Genomic DNA, 24,249 nt, shown 5'->3' with positions numbered 1-24,249 from the left:
ATTAGTGATATAAATAACGTTTTGGTAGTAAAAAGAAAGTTGTGTAAATAACGACAAAACGTCAATACTTAAATTATAAGAAAGACAGGAGAAAACGTTATGGACACAACTTTTAATTCTAAAGATTTAATCAAACAACTTGTTAAGGAACAACATTTTACATCAACAACAGATGTCATGAACTGTATGAAAGAGATGTTTGCTGATGTTCTTCAAGAAACGCTTAATGCTGAAATGGATGATTATCTTGGTTTCGATAAATCCCAAAGAAGAGCAGATTCTTCTCAAGAGAAGAACTATCGTAATGGTTCTACTAAAAGAACTCTTAAAACTCAGCTTGGTGAAGTTCAAATTAATGTACCTAGAGATAGAAATGGCGAGTTTGAATCTGGCATTATTGGGAAATATCAAAGAAATGCTGATGGTCTTGAAGAAAGAATATTATCCCTTTATGCAACAGGTATGTCCTTGAATGATATCAAAGACCAGATTAAACAACTTTATGATGTTGATATCTCATCAGAATTGGTAAGCAAAATTACCGATAAGATTATGCCTGTTGTTACTGATTGGCAAAACAGACCATTAGATAATTATTATCCATTTGTCTTTATGGATGCAATACATTATAAAGTCAGAGAAGATCATCATATCGTGACAAAAGCATCATATGTTGTTTTGGCCATTAATGAAGAAGGAATGAAGGAAGTGCTAGGTATTTGGGTTGGTGCAAGTGAATCAAGTAAATATTGGACAGGAGTTCTTAATGAACTGAAAAGTAGAGGTGTATCCAAGGTTTCACTATTCTGCGTTGATGGATTGACAGGTTTTAAAGAAGCAATAGAAGCAGTTTATCCAACAGCTAGAGTGCAAAGATGTATTATCCATCAAATTAGAAACAGCACCAAATTTGTAAGTTATAAACATATCAAAGAATTCATGAAAGATCTTAAATTAGGCAAATACAGAAGAAATGGCATTGAATCAGTTATCAGTCTTCAAAGAGAAGTGGAATAAGCATTATCCATCAGCTGTAAAGAGTTGGGAAGACAATTGGGATATCTTATCAACATATTTTGATTATCCAGTGGAAATTAGAAAGGTCATCTATACAACAAATATAATAGAAGGGTTGAATAGGCAATTTAGAAAGATTACCAAAACAAAATCATCATTTCCAACCGATGAAAGTCTAAGAAAGATATTATATCTGGCAGTAGAAAAAATAAGTAAAAAGTGGACGGTAAGATATAGAGATTGGGATAAGATCATGGCACAATTAAGAATAATGGAAGAATAAGAAATAAGTCGAAAAAAACGTGATAATTTGAAAAAAGCTAAATCATTCATGAGAAAAAAAGTCAGGAAAGTTTGATTAAGATACTTTTAAGCATCAATAATCAAATCATTCCTGACAGTTCAAAACTTGATAAAGATCATGAAATATATTCAAAAAGACATACATTATAGTATAACCAAAAAAGAACAGGGTATACTTAAAATACGAAGAAAATATAATAATTTAAGTGGTTGTCGTACTTTGTCGTTATTTACTTACACAACATTTTACGTATTCTCAACGTTTTTCGTAATAAGTAGCTATAAAAAGACAATGACTATAGTGATAAGTCATCGTCTTTTTGCTTTTTATTTGAATAAAATTCTTCAGCATATTCATCCATCTTATCATTAATATGTTTAGTTGCTTTTTCAATTTCTTTTTTATTAAATAGATTGAAACCTTTAAATCTACTTTCTTCTTTTCTTTTAACTTCAGGGTCATATTGTTGTTTAAAATGTTTTAAATCAATATTGCATTGATTAAATAATCTATCAATTATATTTTGAATAAACTCTGGTAATTTTTTAATAATTTTATTTAAATGATAAATGAGATAATCGTTCTTTTCTTTTAAATCATTATATCTAGTTTTATATTGATAATTCATAGATTTTAAATGTTCATTTTCTTCTTGTAATTTTTTGTTATCATCTAATAATTGATTTTTAGACTTAATAATAATTTTATTGTTAAGTTTTTTCTTTTTATCAATTTCATCAGTTATATCTTCTTTATCTTTATTGAGATTAATGATTTCTTTACTAATCGATTTTTTATTATCTTCTAAATCAGAAACTTCATTACGAAGATTATTTAATTCTTGTTTTAGTTCATTTGCTTTTTCATTAAACATTAATCTTTCGTAAGGTGTATAATCTTTATTTTTACCTTTTTGCTTTTCTTTAAGTTTAGAATCTAATTCATAAATATTATTAAATTCTTCAATACATTTTTCTCTCATTTTGTCTTGAATAATAACTAATGATTCTTTAGTAAATATTGATGTTTTACCAACTTGTTTTGATAAACCTGTTTTACAATTTTCTTTAACTGGAACACCAACAATATGAAGATGTGGAGAATGTTCATCAAAATGACAAGTCGCATTAGCTACATAAAAGCTTGGTACTATTTCTTTTAAATCATCAAGTTGTTTTTCAAATACATTAATCATTTTATATTTTTCTTCTAAATTTTTATTTTCCCAATAAGACATATCACCAAGTTCAATTATAATCTCACAAGCTAAATCGTGTTTATCATCATTAGATATTTTATTAAAGTAATTATCTATTTTTCTATCATCTCTTATTTGTTTATTATTATAAACTAACCTTGATTCTTCAAATAAATCTAAATATAATTCTTTTACATCTTTAACAATATCATTTGAACCTTTAATAGTTTTGATTAATTCTTGATTATTATTGTATTGTCTTAGATTATGATTATTTACTTTTCCTAAATGTTTAACATTTTGTATTGCATTGTTTCCTTTTGATGTTGTTCCTGATGTAGTGTTTTTTGCTTGTTGTCTTGCTTTAATAGTTTTATTGCTATCATTACCTAAATGAAATGAATAAGATAATTCCATATATTTGACACCTCCTTAAAGTGAATGTTCAAATGACACGAAAGTGGCTTTGTCATTATTCATAACTTCCTATATATCTTGTCATAAACAAGATATGGAAGCTAAGGTTTACCACCTTAGAAACCGTATTAATTTAAATACTATCGCCACTTTCATTTACTATCGTAAATAAAACGTGCCACGTTTTTAAATTAATTTTCTATATCAGGTATACATTCAAATATCTCTGGAATGTTTACCTTGATATCGTTTGGATTGTCTTTTGTAACAAACATTCCCATACCTAATATATCTTTACTATCATCATCTTTTTCAGTAGGGAATATTCTTACAACGACATCTCCTTTAAGAAGTGGTAACATTTTTAATTCTTCAGTTTTCTTATATAAAGTTCCTTTATAAAAACTGACATCATAACATTCGTTTAATCTCATTAAATGTCTATATACTTCTTTAAAAGGTAAGTATTCACTATAACGAACTTTACTATCAATACCAATCCCTTTAAATGAATGTGTTATTTTTCTTTTCCAATCAATATAACCTTTATCAAATAATTCTTTAAATTCTTTATAGAATGTAGTTCTAAAGTTAACTAGTTTAACTCTATATTTATTATTGACTAATTCTAGTTCTATCTCGTCAATATATCTCATGACTATATCAGCTTTATCATCTCTATCTAAATCATTCCAACTATCAGAGAAAGCATCATATAAAATTGGTAGTTTAACTTTATTGATAAAGTCCATATCTCGTTTAATTAAAATATCATCAATAGTTAAATTTAAATTACTTACTTGTTCATTTTCTAATAATTTCTTCTCTAGATTTTTAATTTTGTTTTCAATAATAGAAGTTTCTTCTTTATATTCTTCTTCAGTAAATAATTCATCAATATATGCTTTTCTAATTCTAACTTTTTTATTATTTAAATTAGTTATTTCTTTTTCATAATCTTCCTTTGGATTATGTATTTTATTTTGTAATACTGGTAAAAAGAATTCATTAACAACAGAATCATATTCAAATATATCTGATAACATTTCTTTAATAGAGTTTTCTATTTCGTGTTCTCTAATATTACCTCTACATTTTTCACATCTATAATAGTAATACCATCTATCAGATTTTATTTTATGAGAAGCACCACCAGCAAGTATTCTTCCGCATTTAGGACATTTTAATTTTTGTAAGAAAATATAAGTTTGACTTCTCATATAATTTCTTTGATTCTTTTTCTTTTGAACTTGGCAATTTTCCCATAGTTCTTTTGATATGATAGGTTCGACAACATTTTCAAAGTATCTAGGATTTTTAGTTGTCTTACCTTGAATATAATCTCCTTTATAAACAACATTAGATATTATTTTTAAAATACTGGTATCTTTCCAATTTGTTTTATCATATACTTTTTCTTCATTAAATATTTTAGCAATAGTATTATAAGTTAGTCCGTCATAATATAAATTGTATATTCTAATAACTATATCTTTTGTAAGTGAGTCAGGAACTAACTTTTTATCAACATGTTTATAACCAAGAGGAGCACGAGCTGGAATATGTCCTTTTTTAATTGCACCCTCTAAACCAATAATAGTTCTCTCTGACGTTCTTTCAATTTCATTTTGAGATACACTCATCATAATACGAGATACCATTTTACCATTTGCAGTAGTGGTATTTATATCATCATTAACAAAAGCAATATTAACATTATACTTTTCTAGATAATCCATTAATGTTTCCCAATCTCTTGTACTTCTTGTAATTCTATCTAATTTTAAGGCAATAATCATATTTATTTTACCTTGTCTACCATCTTCAAGCATTCTATCGTATTCAGGTCTTTTATTACCAGTTTTAGCGCTAATTCCAGCATCAGTATAATATTCTACTATTTTATAGTTATTAAACTTACAATAGGCTTCTAATCGTTCTTTTTGTTCTGGCAAACTAAATCCTTCACGTGCTTGATCTTCAGTAGAAACTCTCATATAGATTCCGCATAATTTCTTTTCTTCATTCATTAAATTATCAACTCCTTTTCAATTGTTTGGCACTTTAAATCTAAAAAGTTAAGTCTATTTCCAAAAAAAGAGGAGACAATAGTATTTAATAAAGTCTAAATACTACTGACTCCTCAAAAAAGTTATTATATAAATTTTCTTTCTTATGTATATATTTTATCATAAATGTTCCTCCATTTCTAGAGATGATACATCCTTTATTGGTTTTATATAATATCATTTTTTTATAAAAAGTCAATTCCTTAAGTAGGGAATAATAGTATTTAGTTTTGTTTTAAGTAATCTTCTAAATCAGATAACTTTATTTTATTACACAAGTTTTCAATAAATATCTCATTAGAATAATTAAAAGCAAGAAATGTTATATCATTAATTATTATTCTATGAGGTTCAACATAGGTTAAGTTAGTTCTATCGATTTTTCTTATACTACCATTTATGATTTTTAGAGTAGTATTTGAAAACTCACATATTAGTTCTAACTTCTTTTTTAATGATTCTTCAATAACTATTTCTTGCTTAATAATATTTACCATAGCAACCATCCTTTCTTTTATAGGATAGTCTTTGCATGACTTCCAAGCTAAATGTGGAGTTCGATACACAAAAAAACTAATCCATTTCTGAATTAGTTGTATTTAAGCCCGAAAAGTTCGAGCGTATTTCCTTATGGAGCGGGTGATGGGAATCGAACCCACGTAGTCAGCTTGGAAGGCTGAAGTTCTACCATTGAACTACACCCGCATTTTCATTGAATGGTGACCCGCAGGCGACTCGAACGCCTGACCCTCTGATTAAAAGTCAGATGCTCTACCTACTGAGCTAGCGGGTCAAGAATGGCTGGGATAGCTGGATTCGAACCAGCGCAATGACAGAGTCAAAGTCTGTTGCCTTACCGCTTGGCTATATCCCAACAAGATGGTGGGGAGGGGCGGATTCGAACCACCGAACCGAAAGGAACTGAGTTACAGTCAGCCGCGTTTAGCCACTTCGCTACCTCCCCGTATATGGTGCCGGCTAAAGGACTTGAACCCTCAACCTACTGATTACAAGTCAGTTGCTCTACCAATTGAGCTAAGCCGGCAAATAAATGGTGGAGGTTAACGGGCTCGAACCGCTGACCCTCTGCTTGTAAGGCAGATGCTCTCCCAACTGAGCTAAACCTCCATTTTCTAGTGCTCCCTTATAATAGCATACGGATATGCACTCGTCAAGCAAAAAAATAAAAAGAAAATAGAAATTTTCTAACCAAAATTTTTATTTCTTTTTATTTCATCATTTTCGCAATATAAAAAGCCATCATATACGGAAATTTATCTTCAAAAGTATCTAAATCATTATTTAATAACTTCTTAATCTTTTCAATGCGATAATTGACAGTATTACGATGAGTATACATATTTTTAGCAATTTTTTGTGGACTTCCTTCATATTTTAAATAATAATACAATGTTTTTTCTAATTCTCCATGATGTTTTTGATCATAACGAATCAATACATCCAGTAAGTGATGATACATATCAGAAAGAATCTTTTGATCTTGAATAGAAAATAAAATCTGATAAATTCCCATCTCGTCAAAACACATAATATTTTTTTCAAATAATCTTGCTAGAGCAACTGCTGATAAAGCTCTTTGATAGCTTAAATGTAATTGTCTGATATCCGACATCTTTGTTCCAATTCCAACATACAAAGATTTGACTTTCATTCTTCCTTTAGCACGACGATACATTGAATGAACAAGATTCAAAAAAACATCTTCTAACAAATTATTAACAATTAAAACATAATAGCCATCATACCAGAAAAAACTATAAGGACATTCTTTTTTTTCAAAATAAAGCTGCAACTGCATGGATAATTTTCTTCTTTCAATTTCACTATACTGACTGGCATCTTCAATATCTATAAGCAAAACTTGAAAACTGCCATCTACATCAAAATGTCGCATAAGTTCCACTCTGTTTTCTTCAATTGTTCGTGGATCACTAAAAATATTTTGAAAATATTGTGTAATCTGATAATCTTCTCTTTGTGAAAATAAACAACGCATACAAAAATCTTTAATTAAATCCATCATGTGAATATGCCATGGTGAAACAAGTAAAGGAAAATCATTAGCTTCACAATAATCTAAAACATCTTGGGGAACTTCAAATATATATTTTCCAGTATTAATAATCAAACCGACACTATGATATTTGACAAGATATTCAACAAGTTCTAATAAAGCCCCTTCTTTTTGAAAGCCAACCCCACTTGTCACAATCAATTCTTTACCCCATAATTGCTGAATCGTCGTTGTATCTTCTATCAGATGAACCCAGCTCATCGCATTAGCACAACCTTTTTCACCACACAACAATGTTAATTGATATAAGTTTTTTGTTTCATTTAAAGCATCTTCGATTGTAAATCCCATACTCTCACCCACTCTCTTTTATTATACACTTATATTTGTGCAAATTGCACAAAAATCAACAGATATATTTATATTCTCAGCTCCTTTTCTTTTATCAAAAAAGACATATAATATAAGTGTCAATAAAAATTCATCATCATAGAGGAGGTAAAATTATGAACGTTTCTTTTGATTATTTCTCATTAGTCCAACAACCTAAAACTTGCCCTTCTTGGGTGAAATGTGAGAATTATTTTAATTGTGCGAGTTTTTCAAAATTCTTCTCTTTATTCTACAAATCATAACCACGCCTAAAAGACGTGGTATGTACAGGCCCTAGAAGGGCACTTTGTTGCGGAGGTCTTCACCTGTCGAAGCCTGACAGCCGCAACTGCCTTTACTGGCTAGCCCTTAAAGGGCTTTTTCTTTTTGCCTCTTTCCACTGGCTCACCCGTAAACGGGTCTATAAATTCTTTCAAACTCATCTGGTCATATAATTTATCTTCCTGCAATTGATTCTGTATATATTCCCTTATCCTTTTTTCATTTTTTCCTACTGTATCCACAAAATATCCTTTTGCCCAGAAATGTCGATTCCCAAACTTGTACTTTAAATTCGCATGTCTATCAAATATCATGAGTGTCGACTTTGACTTTAATTGACCCATAAATTCTGATATAGAATATTTTGGTGGAATTTCCAGCAGCATATGTATATGATCGGGACATGCCTGTCCCTCTATAAGTTCTACATCTTTGAATCTGTTAATCAGCAGTATCAATATCTCTATAATGTCTCTTCTTAATTTATTGTATATGATCAGTCTTCTATATTTCGGTACAATAACTATATGATATTTACATCTATATGATGTATGTGATAAACTATTCGTGTCTTTCATAGACAAACCTCCTTTGATTCTTTTGCTCCTTAGCTGCCAGGCTATGTTCATTGTATCATTGGAGGCTTTTTACTTTCAACGCTCTAAGCTTGATTCTTTTACCACGCGTATAACACGTGGTATTTTTCTACAAATAATAGAAATAACGTGGCTAAGCCACGTTATTTTAGTATAGACTGCAATTTTTGATAAAGCTTGAATGTCTGTTTTTCTGTCTGATCACTTATAACATACCATCCCTCTTTCGTTTCTATCAAAACATAAGCGGGACTATTTGTATAGCTATACAGACGATAAGTTCCTAGTTCATCATTTTCATATCTTCCTGCCTCAATTTTTGCATTATTTACACCATTCTTCTTTCTTCCAACATCAAAATCTTCACGATATTCTATTTGAACAATATCCTCATAATTTATTTGTGAATCAGAAACAAGTGAACCAGATAAGTGTAGTGAAGTGCTTTGATATTCAATTTGAATATTTCCTGTAAACATCACAAAACATATCAATCCACTTATCAATAAAACAGCTATCATACTTCCTATCAGTGAACGATTTAATTTTTTAACTGGAACAATAGTGGCAAATTGACTTCCTATCAAAATAATAGCGATTCCTATAAGAAATGAACCAATCATCAAATAAAGTCCAAGAGAGTCAAAAATCATCAATGAACCTATTCCTAAGGTTACTATAAGTAAACCAACACCGACAATACGACATAGCTTTTTTTCATTATATTGTTCCTTTTCTTTTGCACTGGCTGTATTATATCCAGCAATTAAAAAACTACCTTTCCCCATCAACAACAAAAGCGATACTATCAAAAATATAATAAATAAAATGATACCCATAAAATTTCCTCCTAAAAGATACCATGATTATATTTCATCTGAGCATAGATCATCATAACAATCCCGACAACAAGTCCAATGACCACACCTATTTTACCTAATATAAATAAATGAAATAAACGAGCCAAAAGATTCATCAAACAACCTAGACCAATTATTAACATACCTGTCCCCATTGTTTTGGCATAGTCCTTAAGATTTCCTTCTTGAATACGTCTAAGATGATAGCTATGAATAGAAGATACATTTCCTTTAAAATGTGCCTTTGCTATCACAAAACATGCTATTGCTAGGATTAAAGATGTTATATTTTCTTTCATTTCATGTATAACCCCGCTAACTGGTAATTTTGATCAAGTGTAATCGTATAAGTCACACTTCTTTTTTGATATAATGCCACAATTTCACCAATGACACAAATATAACCATTTTGATTAACTTCAACATATCTTTCGCTTGTAATACGTTGAAAATCACCTAATTCACCTAATGATTCTAAAGCTTCACTTAACGAATGTTCTGTTAAAGTTTGTGCCATTGTTTCATCGCAACGTTCAATCAAACTTTGTTCATCTAAAGGTGAAACATCTAAAATGACTTCTGCCATGATTTGAGCCACTTGTTCTTGTTGAAAATAGGAAGAATCTTGAAGGTCAGTATACTCTGGAATCATAGAACGTATAAATAGAAAAACAGCTAAGCCCACACCCACAAGAATACCTATGATAATGATAATCATTTTTTTATGTGAACGAGGTGGTTGCACACCCATATTTTCATTAAACTCTCGTGCTACTTCTTCTGGTGCCCCCATTCTTTGTATAATATCTTCTAAAGATTCTCCCTGTTTCAACGCCATTTCGATATCGTTTTCTAAATCCAACTGAATCTTTCTTTTCTGTTGTCGAGAACATCCCAATAATTTTACGACTTTTTTAATATATTGTTTTTTATTCATTATCCTCATCTCCTAATATTTCATCAACTGCTTTGACATATCTTTTCCATAATAATTTAAGAGCCTTTAATTGTTCTTTTCCTTTTTCAGTTAAGCAATAATATTTTCGAGATGATTCTTTATTTTGAGGCACACTCCATTGACTTTCTACAAGTCCATCATCTTCTAAACGATATAATATAGGATAAAGTGTTCCTTCTTTCATCTCAAACATGCCCTGACTCTTTTCTTTCATGCATAAAATCATTTGATAACCATACATTTTTTCTTTTAAAAGAAGTTGTAAAACTAATATTTCTAAAATTCCTTTCTTTAATTGTCGTTCATATCTTTCATTCATTGAATCACTTCTTTTCTATTTAGTATTACTAAATATATTGTAATACTTAAATATATTATTTTCAATCAAAAGCATAAAAAAAGATAAGTTTTAATAACCTATCTCTTTCTATCAATGATGACTTTGTATATGAATCATCACATATTCTGATTGAGAACCTGTTCTTAAAGGATAACCCCATCCTGCAATACCTGATGAAACAATGACTTGCATAGAAGACAGTTGGCGATAACCATAATTCATTTCACCAAAGCCCAGCCATTGACTTAAAATACCTACAGGAAAAATCTGTCCACCATGTGTATGTCCGGAAACTTGCAAATCAATCCCTAGCTGATTATTTTTTTCTAAGTCTACTGGCTGATGATCCATCAACAATAAAAACTTATCATGAGATATATCTTCGATTATTGTTTCTAAAGGAAGTCTTTGATGACTACGATCATCACGTCCAATCAAGACAATATCATCATGAATAGATACCACTTCATCACATAAAATATGAATATGACAATCTTCTATTGTCTGTTTCAACATTTCTGGTGTAAAAGCAGGTTCTTCAACATATAAAGCTTGATCGTGATTACCATATACATAATAAATACCATATTGACTATCAATTGTTGATAATGTTTCAAATGTTTGTTTCATTTCCTGAAATGATGTTCTTTCATCAACAATATCTCCACCCAGCAAAACAAGATCCGGTTTTTCTTTAGATATATCTTGACAATATTGCTGGAGCTGTTTTTGATTCATGGTCGTAGGAAAATGTAAATCACTTATAAAAGCGATTGTATAATCTTTTGATAATGATTTCGATGTTGTAACTGTATAATGAACAGTTTGCACATCTTGCATATGATAATAAGCATATCCTAAAAGAATGACTAAACAAAGTAATGGAATCACTCCTAAACGATAAATCTTATTTAACAATATATTATGAACTTTTCTTTGATGTAAAATCCACATCACAAGATCACAGATCAATGCAAAAGCAAACAAATGATAAACAACAACAGCCCAAAAACGAAAAAGATTATATGCTGGTAAAACAAAAAGCAAAGCAAGAATCCAGCCAAAAAGACTTATGAATATGTTTTGATGAGGATAAAAACATAGCATGATTCTTCGAAAATAAAATTGAAAATACAAAATAGGTGGAATAAGAATGAAAAAGAATAAAATAGACATTGATTGACTCCTTTCATTGAATATGGAAAATAACCCACATGATGTAGGTTATTTTAACTGCATAATAAAGAAATAAAACATATTTTTTCCTCGAGGAATTTCATAATGTTCAACGAGTGTGAGATAGCCTTCCTGCAATCTTAAATTTTTACGTACCAGTGAGATTTCACTCGTATATAGAAAAACATAGCCTTTTGGTTTGACAAGACGATGAATACGAGCAAAGAAACGGTCATAGAGTTCATGCAATAATTGAGGATCGTTCATTTGAGGTAAAGTTGGCATATCTGTAATGATTTCATCAAACATTTCATTGTTTACAAAACGCAGGGCATCTTTATGCACAAAATAAATGTTTTGTCCTGCTGCTTTACTATTCTTTCTTGCTGCTTCAATTCCTTTACCAAAAACATCTATTCCCATCGCAAATTTTGAAGGTACAACATAATTTTTTTCAATTAACAAAGTTCCACAACCAACAAAAGGATCAAGCACCTTTCCTTGTTCTTTCATATAAGGTTTTGCAAGTTGTACAAGTGTTGCAGCAATATAAGGCTGCATTGAATTAGAAATGATTTCACGGCGATATTCAAAACGAGAACTTTTTAAATGTGTTAATCTTAAATAAGCGTTAACTTTATCTTTTTTCATTTCTCTAAGAACAATTTCAATATCATAACCTTCAGTTGTATTCAACAAACGATCTGGATAAAGCTCAAATATTTTCTGTGATACTTTTTTAATCAAGTCTGGATGTTTTTCCCTTGTTTCATCTGCAACTCTAAAATAAAACAATGAATGATCATCATAAAGCTTATCTAAAATCGTTTCTAAATGACATCTTTGAAAACCAGCCATAATACTATCCAAATTAATATTTAATCCAGTAGCACCAGCTAAGGGAATCAACATATCATGATAAGTTCTAATATTTAAAAGATCGTATAAAGAATCTGTACGTACCAGAACTCCTTGTGTCACTGGTTTATATTTTAAATGTAAAACAGATTCAAATAAAACAAACTGATAATAAGGTAAAGATGTTAAAACAACATCAACTGGTTCGTGTTTTAATTTAATGATTTTACGTTTATGTACCTGATTTTTTAAAATCAGGGGATTCAATATCTTTAATTGTGCCTGAATATGTTTTGTCATTTCAGAAGCATGAATCAATTGATTTTGAATATCTTTCAATCTTTGAATATAGGCACGACAATCTTGCTGGGCAATTCCAGTCAAATAGGCTTCTTTGACATATTCTGTTTGTTCTTGATCATAGGCATCTAATAATATATTGACAGTATTGGCATATTTTCCAAGTAATATGGCACTGTTTTTACGCACTTTAGGATCTTCATGAGATAAAAATTCAATTAATTTCTGTTTGAATTGTTGATCTTTTTGAAGTAAAGAATCACATTGAGATGATGCTTTTAAACGAATCAGTGACTCTCTTATACTTTCATTTCTTTTTATACTATTAATTAAATCCATACGACAACCCTCTCAACTAACTGTGCAATATTATACCATATTTCAACAATTTATCCAACTGATTTTAGGTAGAGTCACATAAAAAGATAGAATCCTATACATTTGTGCATACATATCCTGACTTTGTTTCATTTGCTGATAAAAAAATGCAACCTTTTTTTCATCAAGTAAACCTTGCAGTAAGCATTCAAAAAAATAAGAAGGATATAACATTCTGGCATATAAATAAATGATTTCATACACATCAAAATAATGCTTTTCTAATATATTTTGTAATTGAACATATGTGATTATTTGACTTGATACTAAGCATGAAAGATGTCTCATACGTGTTGAAAAAATATAACAGCAGGGATTCAGGAGTTCATAAACATATTCAAAAAAAGGTTGTGTTAAAGATAAAGACATAGGCAAAGAAGCCTGTTTATCAATCTGTAAGATATCATTTAAAATATTAATACTGTTTTCTCCAAGACCACAATAATAATAAATGAGTGAAATAATATCTTGATCATGTTTAAAACTGTAAGCATAATCTTTGACTTTTTCTCTAGCCTGATCAATCTTACAAATCCATTGTTCTTTAATCTGCTGAACTTTTAATTTTGGAAATGGATAGATCATCATTGTCTGATGAATGTATTGCTTTAATGAGAAATGATCTTTTTGATAAAGCAGTAAAACATAACCTTGTGTGAATAATTCCTGATAAATATTTCTAACAATTTCATAACCTTTCATACCACATTGATGCATCAAATAACGATAATAATGATATCGATTTAAAAAGTCTTGGGGTTCTTGAACCAATGATAAATAATAAAGCTGTCCTCCAACATAGAAATAACCTGTTGAATCTAAAGAACAATCGATATGATAATACATTTTTAATAATTCTTGCACTTGCATTCTTCTTTCTATGAGGAATAAACTAAAGGAACTTGTCCTTGAAAAATTTCTAACAAAATAGGAATAGAAATGACTTGAGTATGATATTGTTCAAAAAAAGGATAAATCATGGCTATATTCATTTTAATATCAATGGAGAGTTCAATCATGACATGATTGACACCATAATTTTCAATTTTTTTTGAAATGCTGCTACCAACACTGGACAGGTGCTTATAAGTCAATGGGATGGATGGCAGCATCAAAAAGGAAGGAAGATGAAAAAGGGTATTCAAAGAAAGTGAAGCAATGATACCTGTCTGACTGACTTCTTCCATGCGTCTTTGGTAATAACTTTCATCTTGAGCCTGATATGTGCCATTTTCTATTTGTGAATATATATTTTCTATATCCAAAACAATTCTATTGGCTAATTGATTGACTTTAACCATATCAAAATCAAGCAATGCAATTTCATTTTCTTCATTTCTTTCAATAATAACCAGTTCATCATATTGTTTTTGATCTGTAAAATAACTGTGTGAAATCACCAACTGATTAAAGCGTTCTATTTCCATCTGACCATATTCTTTAATAAAAGGAATCAATTGTACATAAACAATTCCCAGCCCAGTCATCAACAATAAACATAAAACCACAACAGTAATGATCCACTTTTTCATTCTCTTTCACCAAAATATTATATGTTTCTCATATCAAAAAATGTCATATTACTATGACATTTCATGAATAATCTCATCTAAAGGATAATCGTATACATCATAATCAATATGATCAACATATTGAAAAGAAAAAGCTAAACCCATCTTATAACCATGAAAATTTCTTTGAAAATAACGATCATAATAACCTTTTCCATAGCCAACACGATAGTTGTTTTGATCATAAGCCAACAAAGGAACAAGCATACAATCAATGTCCCCAGGCTCTATGAAATGTGATGTTACAGGTTCAAGGACATGAAAACATCCTGAATGAAGTTCATCAAGCGAATGAATTTCATAAAAATTCATTTGTGACCCTTCTACTTTAGGAACACATACACGCTTATGTAATAACAAGGTCTGAATAATCGCTAAGGTATCTACTTCACGAGGTAAAGATACATAACAACCTATGATTTTGGCTTTTTGAACACGAGGATGAGTTAATACCTTAGAAAGTATTTGTTGATTATATAAAGAAAACGTCTGTGATGTCAGTGCCAGACGTTTTTCTTTCATAATCTTACGTAACAGTTGTTTATCCAATACTATTTTCTCCCATATCCAGTTTAATAAGCTGGTTGAGCTCAACTGCATATTCCATCGGTAATTCTCTTGAGAATGGTTCAATAAAGCCCATGACAATCATTTCTGTTGCCTGTTCTTTTGTTAAACCTCGACTCATCAGATAGAAAAGCTGATCTTCAGAAACCTTTGATACAGTTGCTTCGTGTTCAATGATGGATTCATTGTTCAACATCATATTTGTAGGAACCGTATCACTTGTTGATTGTTCATCTAAGATCAATGTATCACATTCTACCTTACTTTTTGAATCAATGGCATTTTTTTGATGTCTGACAAGACCGCGATAGTTCACTTTACCACCATTACGAGAAATTGATTTAGAAATAATCTGACTAGATGTATGAGGAGCCAAATGAATCATTTTTGCACCTGAATCCAAAATCTGATGACTATCAGCTACAGCAATCGTTATACAAGTCCCTTTTGCACCTTCGCCAGCTAAAACACAAGTTGGATATTTCATAGTGACAGCTGAACCAATATTACCATCAACCCATTCCATTGATCCATTTTTATAGACTTTGGCGCGTTGTGTAACAAGATTATAAATATTCTTAGACCAGTTCTGAATGGTTGTATAACGACATTTTGCTCCTTCTAAAACAACAATTTCTACAACACCAGCATGTAAGGAATCCTTAGAATAAGATGGTGCTGTACACCCTTCTACATAATGAATATCTGATCCTTTATCTACAATAATCAAAGTTCTTTCAAACTGTGCCATTCGTTCACTATTGATTCTAAAATAAGACTGTAAAGGCTTATCAAGTTTCACACCTGGTGGAACGTAGATAAATGAACCACCTGACCAGACCGCACCATTTAAAGCAGAAAACTTATTATCATTATAAGGAATGACTGTATCAAAATATTTCTTAAAGATTTCTGGATATTCTCTTAAACCACTATCAATATCTAAGAAAATAACACCTTTTTCTTTAACTTCTTCCAACATATTATGATAAACAACTTCAGATTCATATTGTGCTGAAGCTCCGGCTAAAAATTTTTGTTCAGCTTCAGGAATTCCTAACTTGTTGAAGGTGTTTTTAATTGTTTCAGGAACTTCATCCCATTTATCAGATAAATGATCACTTGGACGATTGTAATATGTATATTCATCAAAATTCATCTGACTTAAATCAACACCCCATGTTGGCATTGGTTTTTCTAAGAAACATTTTAAAGATTTTAAACGATATTCCAGCATCCATTCTGGTTCTTTTTTTATGGCTGAAATTTCTCTGACAATATCTTCATTTAAACCTTTAGGTGTTTTAAAAACAGATACATCTTCATCTTTAAAATCATAATCATTTTTCATTGAAGGAATATCCATATCTATATTTGCCATATCTATTCCTCACTTTCTTTCATCAATGCGACTAATCCATTCCAGCCAAGCGTTGCACATTTAATACGATTGGCCTGTTTGTATGTATTTTGAAATGCAATAGCTTCTTCTAAAATTTCTGGATCATAATCTTTTTCATAAATCATATTCATATAATTATCAATGATTTTTTGTGCTTCCTGTTTTGTTTTTCCTTTGACAAGTTCACTCATAATAGATGTTGAAGATGTACAAATTGCACAGGCTTCACCATCATAGCGCACATCTTCAATTTTATCTCCATCAAATTTGACTTGAATATCTAAATTATCAATACATGTTTGGGAATTCATATTAATTTTCAAATAAGAATCATCATCCACAAGTCCACGATTACGTGGATGTTCATAATGATCCATAATAATTTCTCTCAATAATTGAGGATCATTTAAAGAATGCATCTAAAAAATCATCTCCTTTTTTACATACCTCAATAAAAGCATCAATTTCTTCTTTCGTATTATAAAAATAAAACGAAGCACGTAGAGTTGTTGAAACTTTTAAAAATTCATCTAAAATTTTCGCACAGTGCTGTCCTGCTCGAATAGCAATCCCATAGCTATTAAACAAACTGGCAGCATCCTGTGAAAAAACTCCTTTTATATTAAAGGCAATAGCTCCCATAGAATGAGGATTATACACTTGAACATTATCTAGTTGCAACATTTTTTGTATACAATATTGTCTCAGTTCCTGTTCATATTCATGAATATCATTCATGCCTATTTTCATTAAATACTGCATAGCTGCACCAAGACCAATGGCACCTTCAATATGAGGGGTTCCTGCTTCAAAACGATAAGGTGGATCTTTTAAAGTGACAACTCCACAACTGTTATAACGTGAATTGGAACCCCCACCTAAACGTGTCGGTTTCATATCTTTTAGTAAATCATATTTTCCATACATGACACCAATACCTGTAGGTCCACACATTTTATGCCCTGAAAAAGCTAAAAAATCTATATCAGTATCTTGAACATCAGTAACTTGATGAGGAACACTTTGAGCGCCATCAACCACAACTACAATTCCACGTTCATGAGCAAACTGGCAGATATCTTTCATCGGTGCCTGATATCCAAGCACATTGGTTACTTCCGCCACAGCAATAATTTTTGTCTTTTCTGTGACAGATTTTTGAACGTTTTCTAAAGTTAAACGTCCTGTTTCATCTAGATTAATATAATGAACTGTTGCCCCTGTTAAACGTGCAACATCAAACCAGGGCAAAGTATTAGAAGCGTGTTCAGCAACAGTAATTAAAATTTCATCATTGGCTTTTAAATGCGTTAATCCATAGCCATAGGCAATCATATTTAAAGAGTCTGTTGATCCTGAAGTAAAAACAATTTCTTCTTTTCTTTTTGCATTGATAAATTGTCGAACAATCTCTCGGCTCTGTTCATAATGCTCATCAACTTCATGGGATAAATCATAATCTCCACGATGTGCGTTTCCAGAATAATTCGTTAAGTAATCACAGACACTCTCAATAACAACGTGTGGTTTTAATGTTGTTGCACCATTATCTAAATAAATCAATGGATGTCCTTGCATCTTTTTGCCATTTAACATTGGAAAATCTTTTCTAATTTGATTGACATCAAACATTTTAAGCACCTACCTTTGATAAGGATTCTTCAAAATGCTTTTTCATCATTTCATTATCAATAACTTCTACAACTGGCATTAAATATCCATAAGTAATAAGCTGCATGGCCTGTTTTTTACTTAAACCTCGACTTTGGAGATAATAAAGATGTTCTTCATCCATTTTCCCTACTGCAGCTGCATGAGAAGCCTGAACATCATAGTCATCAATGTATAAATAAGGATTCGCACAAGCCTGACAAGATTCATCAAACATCATAATTTTATTGGTCTGATGGGCAGCTGAGCCATGTTGCCCTTTGGTAATCGTTCCAATTCCATCAATCACAAGTTTTGCCTGATCTTTCACAACACCATAATTATCCATTTGACCATGTGTCATAGGTTGATTATGCTGAATAAGAATTTCATAATGTTTGCTTTCTCTATCCTTAGCAAGAATGGCTGTACGCACTTTTGCTGAAGCTTCTACCCCATCCAAATAGAAGTGATAAACACCTTCAAAAGCGTCATCAGACAACTCAGAATAACCACATTGACAACTTGCATAAGCCTCTAAATAAACATCTTCGTGACTTTGGGATGATTGTGAAAGATTCTCACTAAAAGCATGGACAGTAGCACCTTCATCAAGATGCATTGTTTTATATAAATGACACTGTGATGAAAGATGTTTTATTTCAATGAGATCAACCTGACAATATGCTTGAAAATGCATATCCATATGTAAATCTTCCTGTCCATCATAAATCATATAAAATGTCACTGGCTGTTTATTTTTGAAAGTTAAAACACCCTCTTGATAAAAAACATCCTGTGGTAAATGCATTTGAGAAGATGTCTTTGATGAAAGAATCAGATAATAAGATTGAGGTTGTTGTAGGTCAATAAAAGGTTTGATCCTAGTAAGCAATTGTTCTGATATCATTTTATTGTCCCTTTTTTCCACAAGCTTCTAAAATAATAGGTTGTCTTTCATTCTGTTCAATTTCATAACCTAATTCTTTCACCCATTCATAACCTTCCTGATCAATCTTTTCAATCAATTCATATCCACCACTCATCACAATTTGTCCCTGAACTAAAACATGAACATGTGTTGGTTGCACTAATTCAAACATTCTTTCATAATGTGAAACCATCACACAGCCAAAATCATCACTACGCATAGAATTGATAGCTTCAGCGACGACTCTTAAAGCATCTACATCTAAACCTGAATCGATTTCATCAAGTAATGCAAAACGTGGCTGTAAAAGCTTCATTTGTAAGATTTCATTACGTTTCTTTTCTCCACCAGAAAAACCTTCATTCAAATAACGATGTGCAAGGTTTTCATCCATTCCTAATTCTTCAATATTTTTATCTAACATACGGATAAATTTGAATAAAGAAATAGGTTCTTCTCTTTTGGCATTGATGGCTGCTCTTAAAAAATCAGAATTTGTAATACCCGGAATTTCTTGAGGATACTGCATTCCTAAAAACAATCCAGCTCTTGCACGTTCATCAACACTCATAGCCAGCACATCTTGTCCATCAAGTGTGATCTTTCCATTTGTAACCTTATATTTAGGATGTCCCATAATAGTAGAAAGTAATGTTGATTTTCCATTCCCATTAGGACCCATAATTGCATGAACTTCACCTGTGTGAATTTCTAAATTTAATCCTTTTAAAATTTCTTTTTCTCCTACTTCTACATGTAGATTTTCTATTTTTAAAGTCGACATAAAATCGCCCCTTTCGAAGATATATTTTACGTAATTTGTTTATTCAGTCAAGTGATACGATAATTAAATTTATTATTACCTCTTTTTATGAATGAATAACTTATAAAAGGGGCTGTAACGAAATAAATATTCGTAAGGTCACCTAAAAAAGAAAACGACAATGATTATCTTTAATGATTATCATTGTCGTTTTTGGTATAATTAGATTATGGAATCTTTAAATTTTATGCAATCTAATTACACTGATAATTATAACGCAATTCAGTTATCTTTGCCACTAGATTTGGGTATAAAAATTAATCCTGACGATGAGGTTGTTTCTTTCTTAAAGGCGCTGGAAGGAGTGAATCTTAAGAAATATCTAAAAAGAGATGAGCGTCGTGGTAGAAAGGGATATGATAACGTATTGCTTCTTAAGGCTGTTCTCCTTGCAAGAATGGTCAGTGACTGTGATGTAAGAAATCTAGAATCTTTATGCAAACATGATATTAGATTTATGTATATCATGCAGGAGGCAACTCCTAGCCATATGACTTTTGAACGACTCATGAAGAATTATCTTATTGATGATATTGACCATATCTTTTTTGATATAGTCAACAATATCTGTAATCTCATGAATGTTGACAAATCAATTCAATATATTGATGGTACCAAAATAGAAGCCAATGCAAACAAATATTCTTTTGTATATAAGGCAAGAATCCTCAATGCAAGAATGAAACTGTTTTCTAATATAACAGATTCAATCATTCAGATGAACATGGAAAGAGGATTTGACTTTCCATATCATTATTTTTACTGTGCACAGGAGATAGGCTATATAGTACAGTATCTTATGGAAACGATGATTAATGATGATATAAAAATGGTATATGGCAGAGGGAAAAGAAAGACAGAAATTCAAAGATGGTATGACCTGTTTCTTGGATATTATACAAAGCTGGATGAATATGAATTCTGGCTTTTTATCATAGGAAATGATAGAAACAGCTGTTCTAAGATAGATCATGATGCGACGATGTGTGCAACTAAGATAGATTTTTACTGCAATACGGGATTAAGCAGACCATGCTATAATGCACAGATTGGTGTCAGCGATGGCATTATAGTAAATGCAGATCTATTCCAGCGACCAGGAGATACCAAGACATTCATACCATTCATGGAAAGATATAAGGATTTCACAGGAGAGCTGCCACTTTATCCAATGGCAGATGCAGCTTATGGAAGTTACGACAACTATATGTATTGTTTGTCAAATGGAATGAATCTCTACATGAAATATTCAATGTATGCCAAAAAGAATGAAAAGGAATTCAGGAATAAAAAATTCAACACATTGAACTGGGAAAAAGATGGAAAAGGAAATAGGATATGTCCAAACGGTCATGTATTTGATCAGAATATAGGAGATATTTATGATGAAAGAGGAGAATATCTGCAAATCAAACAAAAAATGACAAGTGATGAAGGTTGCGAAGGCTGTCCATTCATTGATGAATGCTGTAAAAACAAGAAACATCAGAAAATCCTGACAAGAGATGCAGTGCTAGATGAATTCTATGCAGTTGTAGATGAAAATCTGTCAACGGAATTTGGAAAAGAATTAAAGAAACAGAGAAGCATACAGGTTGAAGGGGCATTTGGAGTCATCAAGCAGGACATGAAATTCACAAGATTCACGAGAAGAGGACTGAAAAATGCAAAGATGGAATTTCTCATTGTGTGTCTAGGCTATAATTTAAGGAAATATCATAAATATCGCCTGAAAAAGGAGAAAGAAGAAAAGGAAAAATTGCTTCTCAATTAAAAAGATATGCACATGAAAAAAACAAATTTTGAGCGATATAGGGATATTGCGCCCAAAAACAGGGAAAACAGAAGAAAAATCAACAAAAATATTACATCTTGAAATCAGAAGAAGAGAAAAGATGTTTTTTTATTGCCTAAAAACAGAAAAAGAAAAGAGCTGAAACAAAATCAACTCTTTAAAAAGTTATTTCGTTACAGCCCCTTTTAACAAATACCACAAATGATTACTAATAAAATAAACAGGACTAAAATAAGTGTAAATGATCCTTGATGTGCTAACATATCCATTCCCCCTTTATAAACATAAATAATATAATCATGATAAATAGACATAATGCGATAATAGTTTCACTTGTTAAACCATCTGAATGTTCTTTCATAATCATTCCTCCTATGCACACTATATATTATGGTAAAATCATCGTAAATTTTGTGTTCTTGCCTACAAAAGTTGAAAAAATCTAAAGATTGTGTATAATAATATTGTTTATATCAAGGAGGTTCTTATGAAACAAAAAAAACTTATAAGTTTTGCACTTGCTGGCATTCTTTTATTAAGTGGCTGTAGTTCAAAAACTGTTCAAGAAGAAGGAAAAGATGTTGTTGCTGCTATTGACAAAACAAATCTTTTAGCTGATGATCTTTATCAAGATTTAGCTACGTCAACTCAGGGAAAACAAGCTTTATTTTCTTATGTTTTAGATCAGTTAATTCGTCAAAATTTCCCAGCAACTGATGATATGGAAGAAAATGCTGATGAGTTGGTAGAAAACATTGAAACCAATTATGAAAATCAATATGGTGATACTGCCCAGGAAGAATTACAGAATGCCTTAGAATCAACTGGTGTTAAAAATATGGAAGAATATCGTGATTCTTTAGTTCAGTCTTTGCAATATGCTGAATTCTTAAAGAAATATGTCAATGACCACTTCGATGAAGTCTTTGATGATTATTACCAACAGGCAACACCTCGAATGATTTCTTTAATTAAAGTTTCTATGAGTGATCCAGAAAATCCTACTGAAGAAGAAAATGAAAAATTAAAAGAAGTGGAATCACTATTAAAAACAAATAAAAGTTTTGAAGACATTGCCTATGATTACTCTGATGATGATAATACAAAAAGTGCCAAAGGTCATATCGGTATTGTTGATAAAAAGACTGATTTATCAAGCACATATGGTGATGAAGTTCAAACTATGGCTCTAACATTAAAAGAAGGTGAAGTCAGTAAAAAAATTCAAGGCAGTGATGGTTGCTATTTCTTAAAATGCACAAATACTAATAAAGAAGATATAAAAAAGGAATTAAAAACTGTTGATGTTGATTCACCTTTATTGACTTATGATGACTATATGGTTTATCTTGCGTTTCAGACGTACGAAATTGAATATCATGATGATACGATTAAACAAACAATTCAAGATATTATTAAGGAAAATATAGATATTCGCAATGATGCAAGAAAGGAGAACGCATAATGAAGAAAGTTGTTATGTTACTTTTATGTGGTAGTTTACTATATGGATGTTCTTCTTCACAATATAGTGTAAAAGTTTCTGATCATGAAGATGCTTTGGTGACTGGAAGTGAATTAAATATTACAAAACAAGATTATTTTGAATATCTGTTACAAAATTATGGAGCACAAACTGTCGTTTCATCAATGCTTGATAAGATTGCTGATCAAGAAATAACAGATCAGGACAAAATTGATCAGTTAGTGAAAGAAAGAGAAGACGAATATGCCGAGTATGCAAATGGTGATTTAGAACAGTATGCCAAAAATCTTGGCTATGAATCAAAAGAAGATTATTTGAATGAAGCTTTAATTCCAGAAGTTAAGCAGGAATTATTGCGTGAAAAATATATTGAAGAACATCTTGATGATTTCATCAAAGATTATCAAGTATGTAGTTTTAAAAAAATTGTTGTGGAAAAGGAATCTGAAGCTTTAGAAATTATTGAAAAAGCAACTGATGAAAAAGCTTTTGATCAATTGATGGAAGACTTTGGAAGTGATAGTGAAGACGCTGGTGTTGTGACAAAGAATTCTGCTTTAGATGATAATTTAAAAGATAAATTATCTGATTTAAGTCAAGTTGACAAGGATGGAGTTTACAGTCAAGCCATTAAATTGAGTGATGAAAATTATGCTGTTGTGTATCTTTATGATACTGCCCATAAAAATACTGATGGCATCACTTCAGCTCTTGCCAGTGATGGTGAAGTGCAGGAAAAAGCTGAAGGTGCTTATTTAAAACAATATCATTTTGATGTCTATGATGATTTATTAAAGACAGAAATCAAGGATATTTCTGATAATTATTTGGAATAAGGGTTTCCCTTATTCCTTTTTTATTGTA

At 30.8% G+C, this 24,249-nt stretch carries 22 protein-coding genes, 6 tRNA genes and 1 pseudogene; 4 read left to right on the top strand and 25 right to left on the bottom strand.

Going from position 1 to position 24,249, the window contains the following annotated elements:
* The first annotated feature begins 99 nt into the window (after window positions 1-99).
* A pseudogene (locus KEC48_RS01345) lies at window positions 100-1,300 on the top strand (IS256 family transposase).
* Between the two features lie 316 nt (window positions 1,301-1,616).
* Here KEC48_RS01345 and KEC48_RS01340 read toward each other — a convergent pair.
* The 25 genes from KEC48_RS01340 to sufC form a co-directional block, all read right to left on the bottom strand.
* Complete coding sequence (locus tag KEC48_RS01340) at window positions 1,617-2,936, bottom strand: plasmid recombination protein (RefSeq protein WP_211963911.1); 1,320 nt, start codon at window positions 2,934-2,936, stop codon at window positions 1,617-1,619.
* Between the two features lie 191 nt (window positions 2,937-3,127).
* The gene (locus KEC48_RS01335; RefSeq protein ID WP_211963910.1) at window positions 3,128-4,933 is read right to left on the bottom strand and encodes a recombinase family protein; all 1,806 of its coding nucleotides are present in this window, start codon (window positions 4,931-4,933) and stop codon (window positions 3,128-3,130) included.
* Window positions 4,934-5,229: 296 nt separating this feature from the next.
* Window positions 5,230-5,502, bottom strand: a complete 273-nt coding sequence (locus KEC48_RS01330) for a hypothetical protein (protein ID WP_211963909.1) — start codon at window positions 5,500-5,502, stop codon at window positions 5,230-5,232.
* Between the two features lie 134 nt (window positions 5,503-5,636).
* Window positions 5,637-5,710: transfer RNA gene (locus KEC48_RS01325), tRNA-Gly, on the bottom strand.
* A gap of 12 nt (window positions 5,711-5,722) precedes the next feature.
* A tRNA-Lys gene (locus tag KEC48_RS01320) sits at window positions 5,723-5,798 on the bottom strand.
* 5 nt (window positions 5,799-5,803) lie between these two features.
* Window positions 5,804-5,879, bottom strand: a tRNA-Gln gene (locus KEC48_RS01315).
* 6 nt (window positions 5,880-5,885) lie between these two features.
* Window positions 5,886-5,969 (bottom strand) — tRNA-Tyr (locus tag KEC48_RS01310).
* A 5-nt stretch (window positions 5,970-5,974) separates the two neighbouring features.
* Window positions 5,975-6,050: transfer RNA gene (locus tag KEC48_RS01305), tRNA-Thr, on the bottom strand.
* A 7-nt stretch (window positions 6,051-6,057) separates the two neighbouring features.
* A tRNA-Val gene (locus KEC48_RS01300) sits at window positions 6,058-6,133 on the bottom strand.
* Window positions 6,134-6,233: 100 nt separating this feature from the next.
* Window positions 6,234-7,391, bottom strand: coding sequence for a PucR family transcriptional regulator (locus tag KEC48_RS01295; RefSeq protein ID WP_211963908.1), 1,158 nt, complete (start codon window positions 7,389-7,391; stop codon window positions 6,234-6,236).
* A gap of 383 nt (window positions 7,392-7,774) precedes the next feature.
* Window positions 7,775-8,272, bottom strand: a complete 498-nt coding sequence (gene tnpA, locus KEC48_RS01290; RefSeq protein WP_211963907.1) for an IS200/IS605 family transposase — start codon at window positions 8,270-8,272, stop codon at window positions 7,775-7,777.
* 161 nt (window positions 8,273-8,433) lie between these two features.
* On the bottom strand, window positions 8,434-9,129 hold the full coding sequence (locus tag KEC48_RS01285; protein ID WP_211963906.1) for a DUF3784 domain-containing protein: 696 nt from the start codon (window positions 9,127-9,129) through the stop codon (window positions 8,434-8,436).
* Between the two features lie 11 nt (window positions 9,130-9,140).
* Entirely contained in the window at window positions 9,141-9,449 is a 309-nt protein-coding gene (locus KEC48_RS01280) for a hypothetical protein (protein WP_087359634.1), read from the bottom strand.
* Complete coding sequence (locus KEC48_RS01275; protein WP_211963905.1) at window positions 9,446-10,087, bottom strand: DUF1700 domain-containing protein; 642 nt, start codon at window positions 10,085-10,087, stop codon at window positions 9,446-9,448. Before KEC48_RS01275 ends, KEC48_RS01280 begins: the two co-directional genes overlap by 4 nt.
* On the bottom strand, window positions 10,080-10,427 hold the full coding sequence (locus KEC48_RS01270; RefSeq protein WP_205090369.1) for a PadR family transcriptional regulator: 348 nt from the start codon (window positions 10,425-10,427) through the stop codon (window positions 10,080-10,082). The genes KEC48_RS01275 and KEC48_RS01270 overlap by 8 nt, the downstream gene beginning before the upstream one ends.
* Before the next feature lie 111 nt (window positions 10,428-10,538).
* Window positions 10,539-11,624, bottom strand: coding sequence for a metallophosphoesterase (locus KEC48_RS01265; RefSeq protein ID WP_211963903.1), 1,086 nt, complete (start codon window positions 11,622-11,624; stop codon window positions 10,539-10,541).
* A gap of 48 nt (window positions 11,625-11,672) precedes the next feature.
* Window positions 11,673-13,121: a methyltransferase domain-containing protein gene (locus KEC48_RS01260; protein WP_211963902.1), complete on the bottom strand. Its 1,449-nt coding sequence runs from the start codon at window positions 13,119-13,121 to the stop codon at window positions 11,673-11,675.
* A 42-nt stretch (window positions 13,122-13,163) separates the two neighbouring features.
* A complete protein-coding gene (locus tag KEC48_RS01255; protein WP_211963900.1) occupies window positions 13,164-14,024 on the bottom strand; it encodes a hypothetical protein in 861 nt (286 codons plus the stop codon).
* 14 nt (window positions 14,025-14,038) lie between these two features.
* Window positions 14,039-14,692, bottom strand: a complete 654-nt coding sequence (locus KEC48_RS01250) for a sporulation protein YunB (RefSeq protein WP_087359617.1) — start codon at window positions 14,690-14,692, stop codon at window positions 14,039-14,041.
* Between the two features lie 51 nt (window positions 14,693-14,743).
* Window positions 14,744-15,280, bottom strand: coding sequence for a 5-formyltetrahydrofolate cyclo-ligase (locus KEC48_RS01245; protein WP_211963898.1), 537 nt, complete (start codon window positions 15,278-15,280; stop codon window positions 14,744-14,746).
* Window positions 15,273-16,649, bottom strand: a complete 1,377-nt coding sequence (gene sufB / locus KEC48_RS01240; RefSeq protein WP_349291053.1) for a Fe-S cluster assembly protein SufB — start codon at window positions 16,647-16,649, stop codon at window positions 15,273-15,275. Before sufB ends, KEC48_RS01245 begins: the two co-directional genes overlap by 8 nt.
* A gap of 32 nt (window positions 16,650-16,681) precedes the next feature.
* Window positions 16,682-17,119: a Fe-S cluster assembly sulfur transfer protein SufU gene (sufU, locus tag KEC48_RS01235; RefSeq protein WP_087359610.1), complete on the bottom strand. Its 438-nt coding sequence runs from the start codon at window positions 17,117-17,119 to the stop codon at window positions 16,682-16,684.
* Entirely contained in the window at window positions 17,103-18,332 is a 1,230-nt protein-coding gene (locus KEC48_RS01230; RefSeq protein ID WP_211963896.1) for a SufS family cysteine desulfurase, read from the bottom strand. The genes sufU and KEC48_RS01230 overlap by 17 nt, the downstream gene beginning before the upstream one ends.
* Window position 18,333: 1 nt before the next feature.
* Complete coding sequence (locus KEC48_RS01225; protein ID WP_211963894.1) at window positions 18,334-19,260, bottom strand: SufD family Fe-S cluster assembly protein; 927 nt, start codon at window positions 19,258-19,260, stop codon at window positions 18,334-18,336.
* Window position 19,261: 1 nt separating this feature from the next.
* A complete protein-coding gene (gene sufC / locus KEC48_RS01220; RefSeq protein ID WP_087359604.1) occupies window positions 19,262-20,065 on the bottom strand; it encodes a Fe-S cluster assembly ATPase SufC in 804 nt (267 codons plus the stop codon).
* Window positions 20,066-20,273: 208 nt separating this feature from the next.
* Here sufC and KEC48_RS01215 point away from each other — a divergent pair, with 208 nt between their 5' ends.
* From KEC48_RS01215 to KEC48_RS01200, 3 genes are all read left to right on the top strand, one after another.
* On the top strand, window positions 20,274-21,878 hold the full coding sequence (locus tag KEC48_RS01215) for a transposase (RefSeq protein ID WP_211961949.1): 1,605 nt from the start codon (window positions 20,274-20,276) through the stop codon (window positions 21,876-21,878).
* Window positions 21,879-22,386: 508 nt separating this feature from the next.
* On the top strand, window positions 22,387-23,364 hold the full coding sequence (locus KEC48_RS01205) for a peptidylprolyl isomerase (protein WP_211963890.1): 978 nt from the start codon (window positions 22,387-22,389) through the stop codon (window positions 23,362-23,364).
* On the top strand, window positions 23,364-24,221 hold the full coding sequence (locus tag KEC48_RS01200; protein WP_211963888.1) for a hypothetical protein: 858 nt from the start codon (window positions 23,364-23,366) through the stop codon (window positions 24,219-24,221). Before KEC48_RS01205 ends, KEC48_RS01200 begins: the two co-directional genes overlap by 1 nt.
* Window positions 24,222-24,249: the final 28 nt, after the last annotated feature.

Origin of the sequence: Clostridium sp. C1 (genome assembly GCF_018223625.1) — a bacterium.
In the GTDB taxonomy this organism is placed as follows: domain Bacteria; phylum Bacillota_I; class Bacilli_A; order Erysipelotrichales; family Coprobacillaceae; genus Allocoprobacillus.
This window is presented reverse-complemented; position numbering and strand designations above follow the sequence as displayed.

Bases quoted from the DNA above. Each gene is read 5' to 3' on its own strand.
- KEC48_RS01340 (WP_211963911.1), bottom strand. From the start codon at position 2,936: ATGGAATTATCTTATTCATTTCATTTAGGTAATGATAGCAATAAAACT.
- KEC48_RS01335 (WP_211963910.1), bottom strand. From the start codon at position 4,933: ATGAGAGTTTCTACTGAAGATCAAGCACGTGAAGGATTTAGTTTGCCA.
- KEC48_RS01330 (WP_211963909.1), bottom strand. From the start codon at position 5,502: ATGGTAAATATTATTAAGCAAGAAATAGTTATTGAAGAATCATTAAAA.
- KEC48_RS01295 (WP_211963908.1), bottom strand. From the start codon at position 7,391: ATGGGATTTACAATCGAAGATGCTTTAAATGAAACAAAAAACTTATAT.
- tnpA (WP_211963907.1), bottom strand. From the start codon at position 8,272: ATGAAAGACACGAATAGTTTATCACATACATCATATAGATGTAAATAT.
- KEC48_RS01285 (WP_211963906.1), bottom strand. From the start codon at position 9,129: ATGGGTATCATTTTATTTATTATATTTTTGATAGTATCGCTTTTGTTG.
- KEC48_RS01280 (WP_087359634.1), bottom strand. From the start codon at position 9,449: ATGAAAGAAAATATAACATCTTTAATCCTAGCAATAGCATGTTTTGTG.
- KEC48_RS01275 (WP_211963905.1), bottom strand. From the start codon at position 10,087: ATGAATAAAAAACAATATATTAAAAAAGTCGTAAAATTATTGGGATGT.
- KEC48_RS01270 (WP_205090369.1), bottom strand. From the start codon at position 10,427: ATGAATGAAAGATATGAACGACAATTAAAGAAAGGAATTTTAGAAATA.
- KEC48_RS01265 (WP_211963903.1), bottom strand. From the start codon at position 11,624: ATGTCTATTTTATTCTTTTTCATTCTTATTCCACCTATTTTGTATTTT.
- KEC48_RS01260 (WP_211963902.1), bottom strand. From the start codon at position 13,121: ATGGATTTAATTAATAGTATAAAAAGAAATGAAAGTATAAGAGAGTCA.
- KEC48_RS01250 (WP_087359617.1), bottom strand. From the start codon at position 14,692: ATGAAAAAGTGGATCATTACTGTTGTGGTTTTATGTTTATTGTTGATG.
- sufB (WP_349291053.1), bottom strand. From the start codon at position 16,649: ATGAAAAATGATTATGATTTTAAAGATGAAGATGTATCTGTTTTTAAA.
- sufU (WP_087359610.1), bottom strand. From the start codon at position 17,119: ATGCATTCTTTAAATGATCCTCAATTATTGAGAGAAATTATTATGGAT.
- KEC48_RS01230 (WP_211963896.1), bottom strand. From the start codon at position 18,332: ATGTTTGATGTCAATCAAATTAGAAAAGATTTTCCAATGTTAAATGGC.
- KEC48_RS01225 (WP_211963894.1), bottom strand. From the start codon at position 19,260: ATGATATCAGAACAATTGCTTACTAGGATCAAACCTTTTATTGACCTA.
- sufC (WP_087359604.1), bottom strand. From the start codon at position 20,065: ATGTCGACTTTAAAAATAGAAAATCTACATGTAGAAGTAGGAGAAAAA.
- KEC48_RS01215 (WP_211961949.1), top strand. From the start codon at position 20,274: ATGGAATCTTTAAATTTTATGCAATCTAATTACACTGATAATTATAAC.
- KEC48_RS01205 (WP_211963890.1), top strand. From the start codon at position 22,387: ATGAAACAAAAAAAACTTATAAGTTTTGCACTTGCTGGCATTCTTTTA.
- KEC48_RS01200 (WP_211963888.1), top strand. From the start codon at position 23,364: ATGAAGAAAGTTGTTATGTTACTTTTATGTGGTAGTTTACTATATGGA.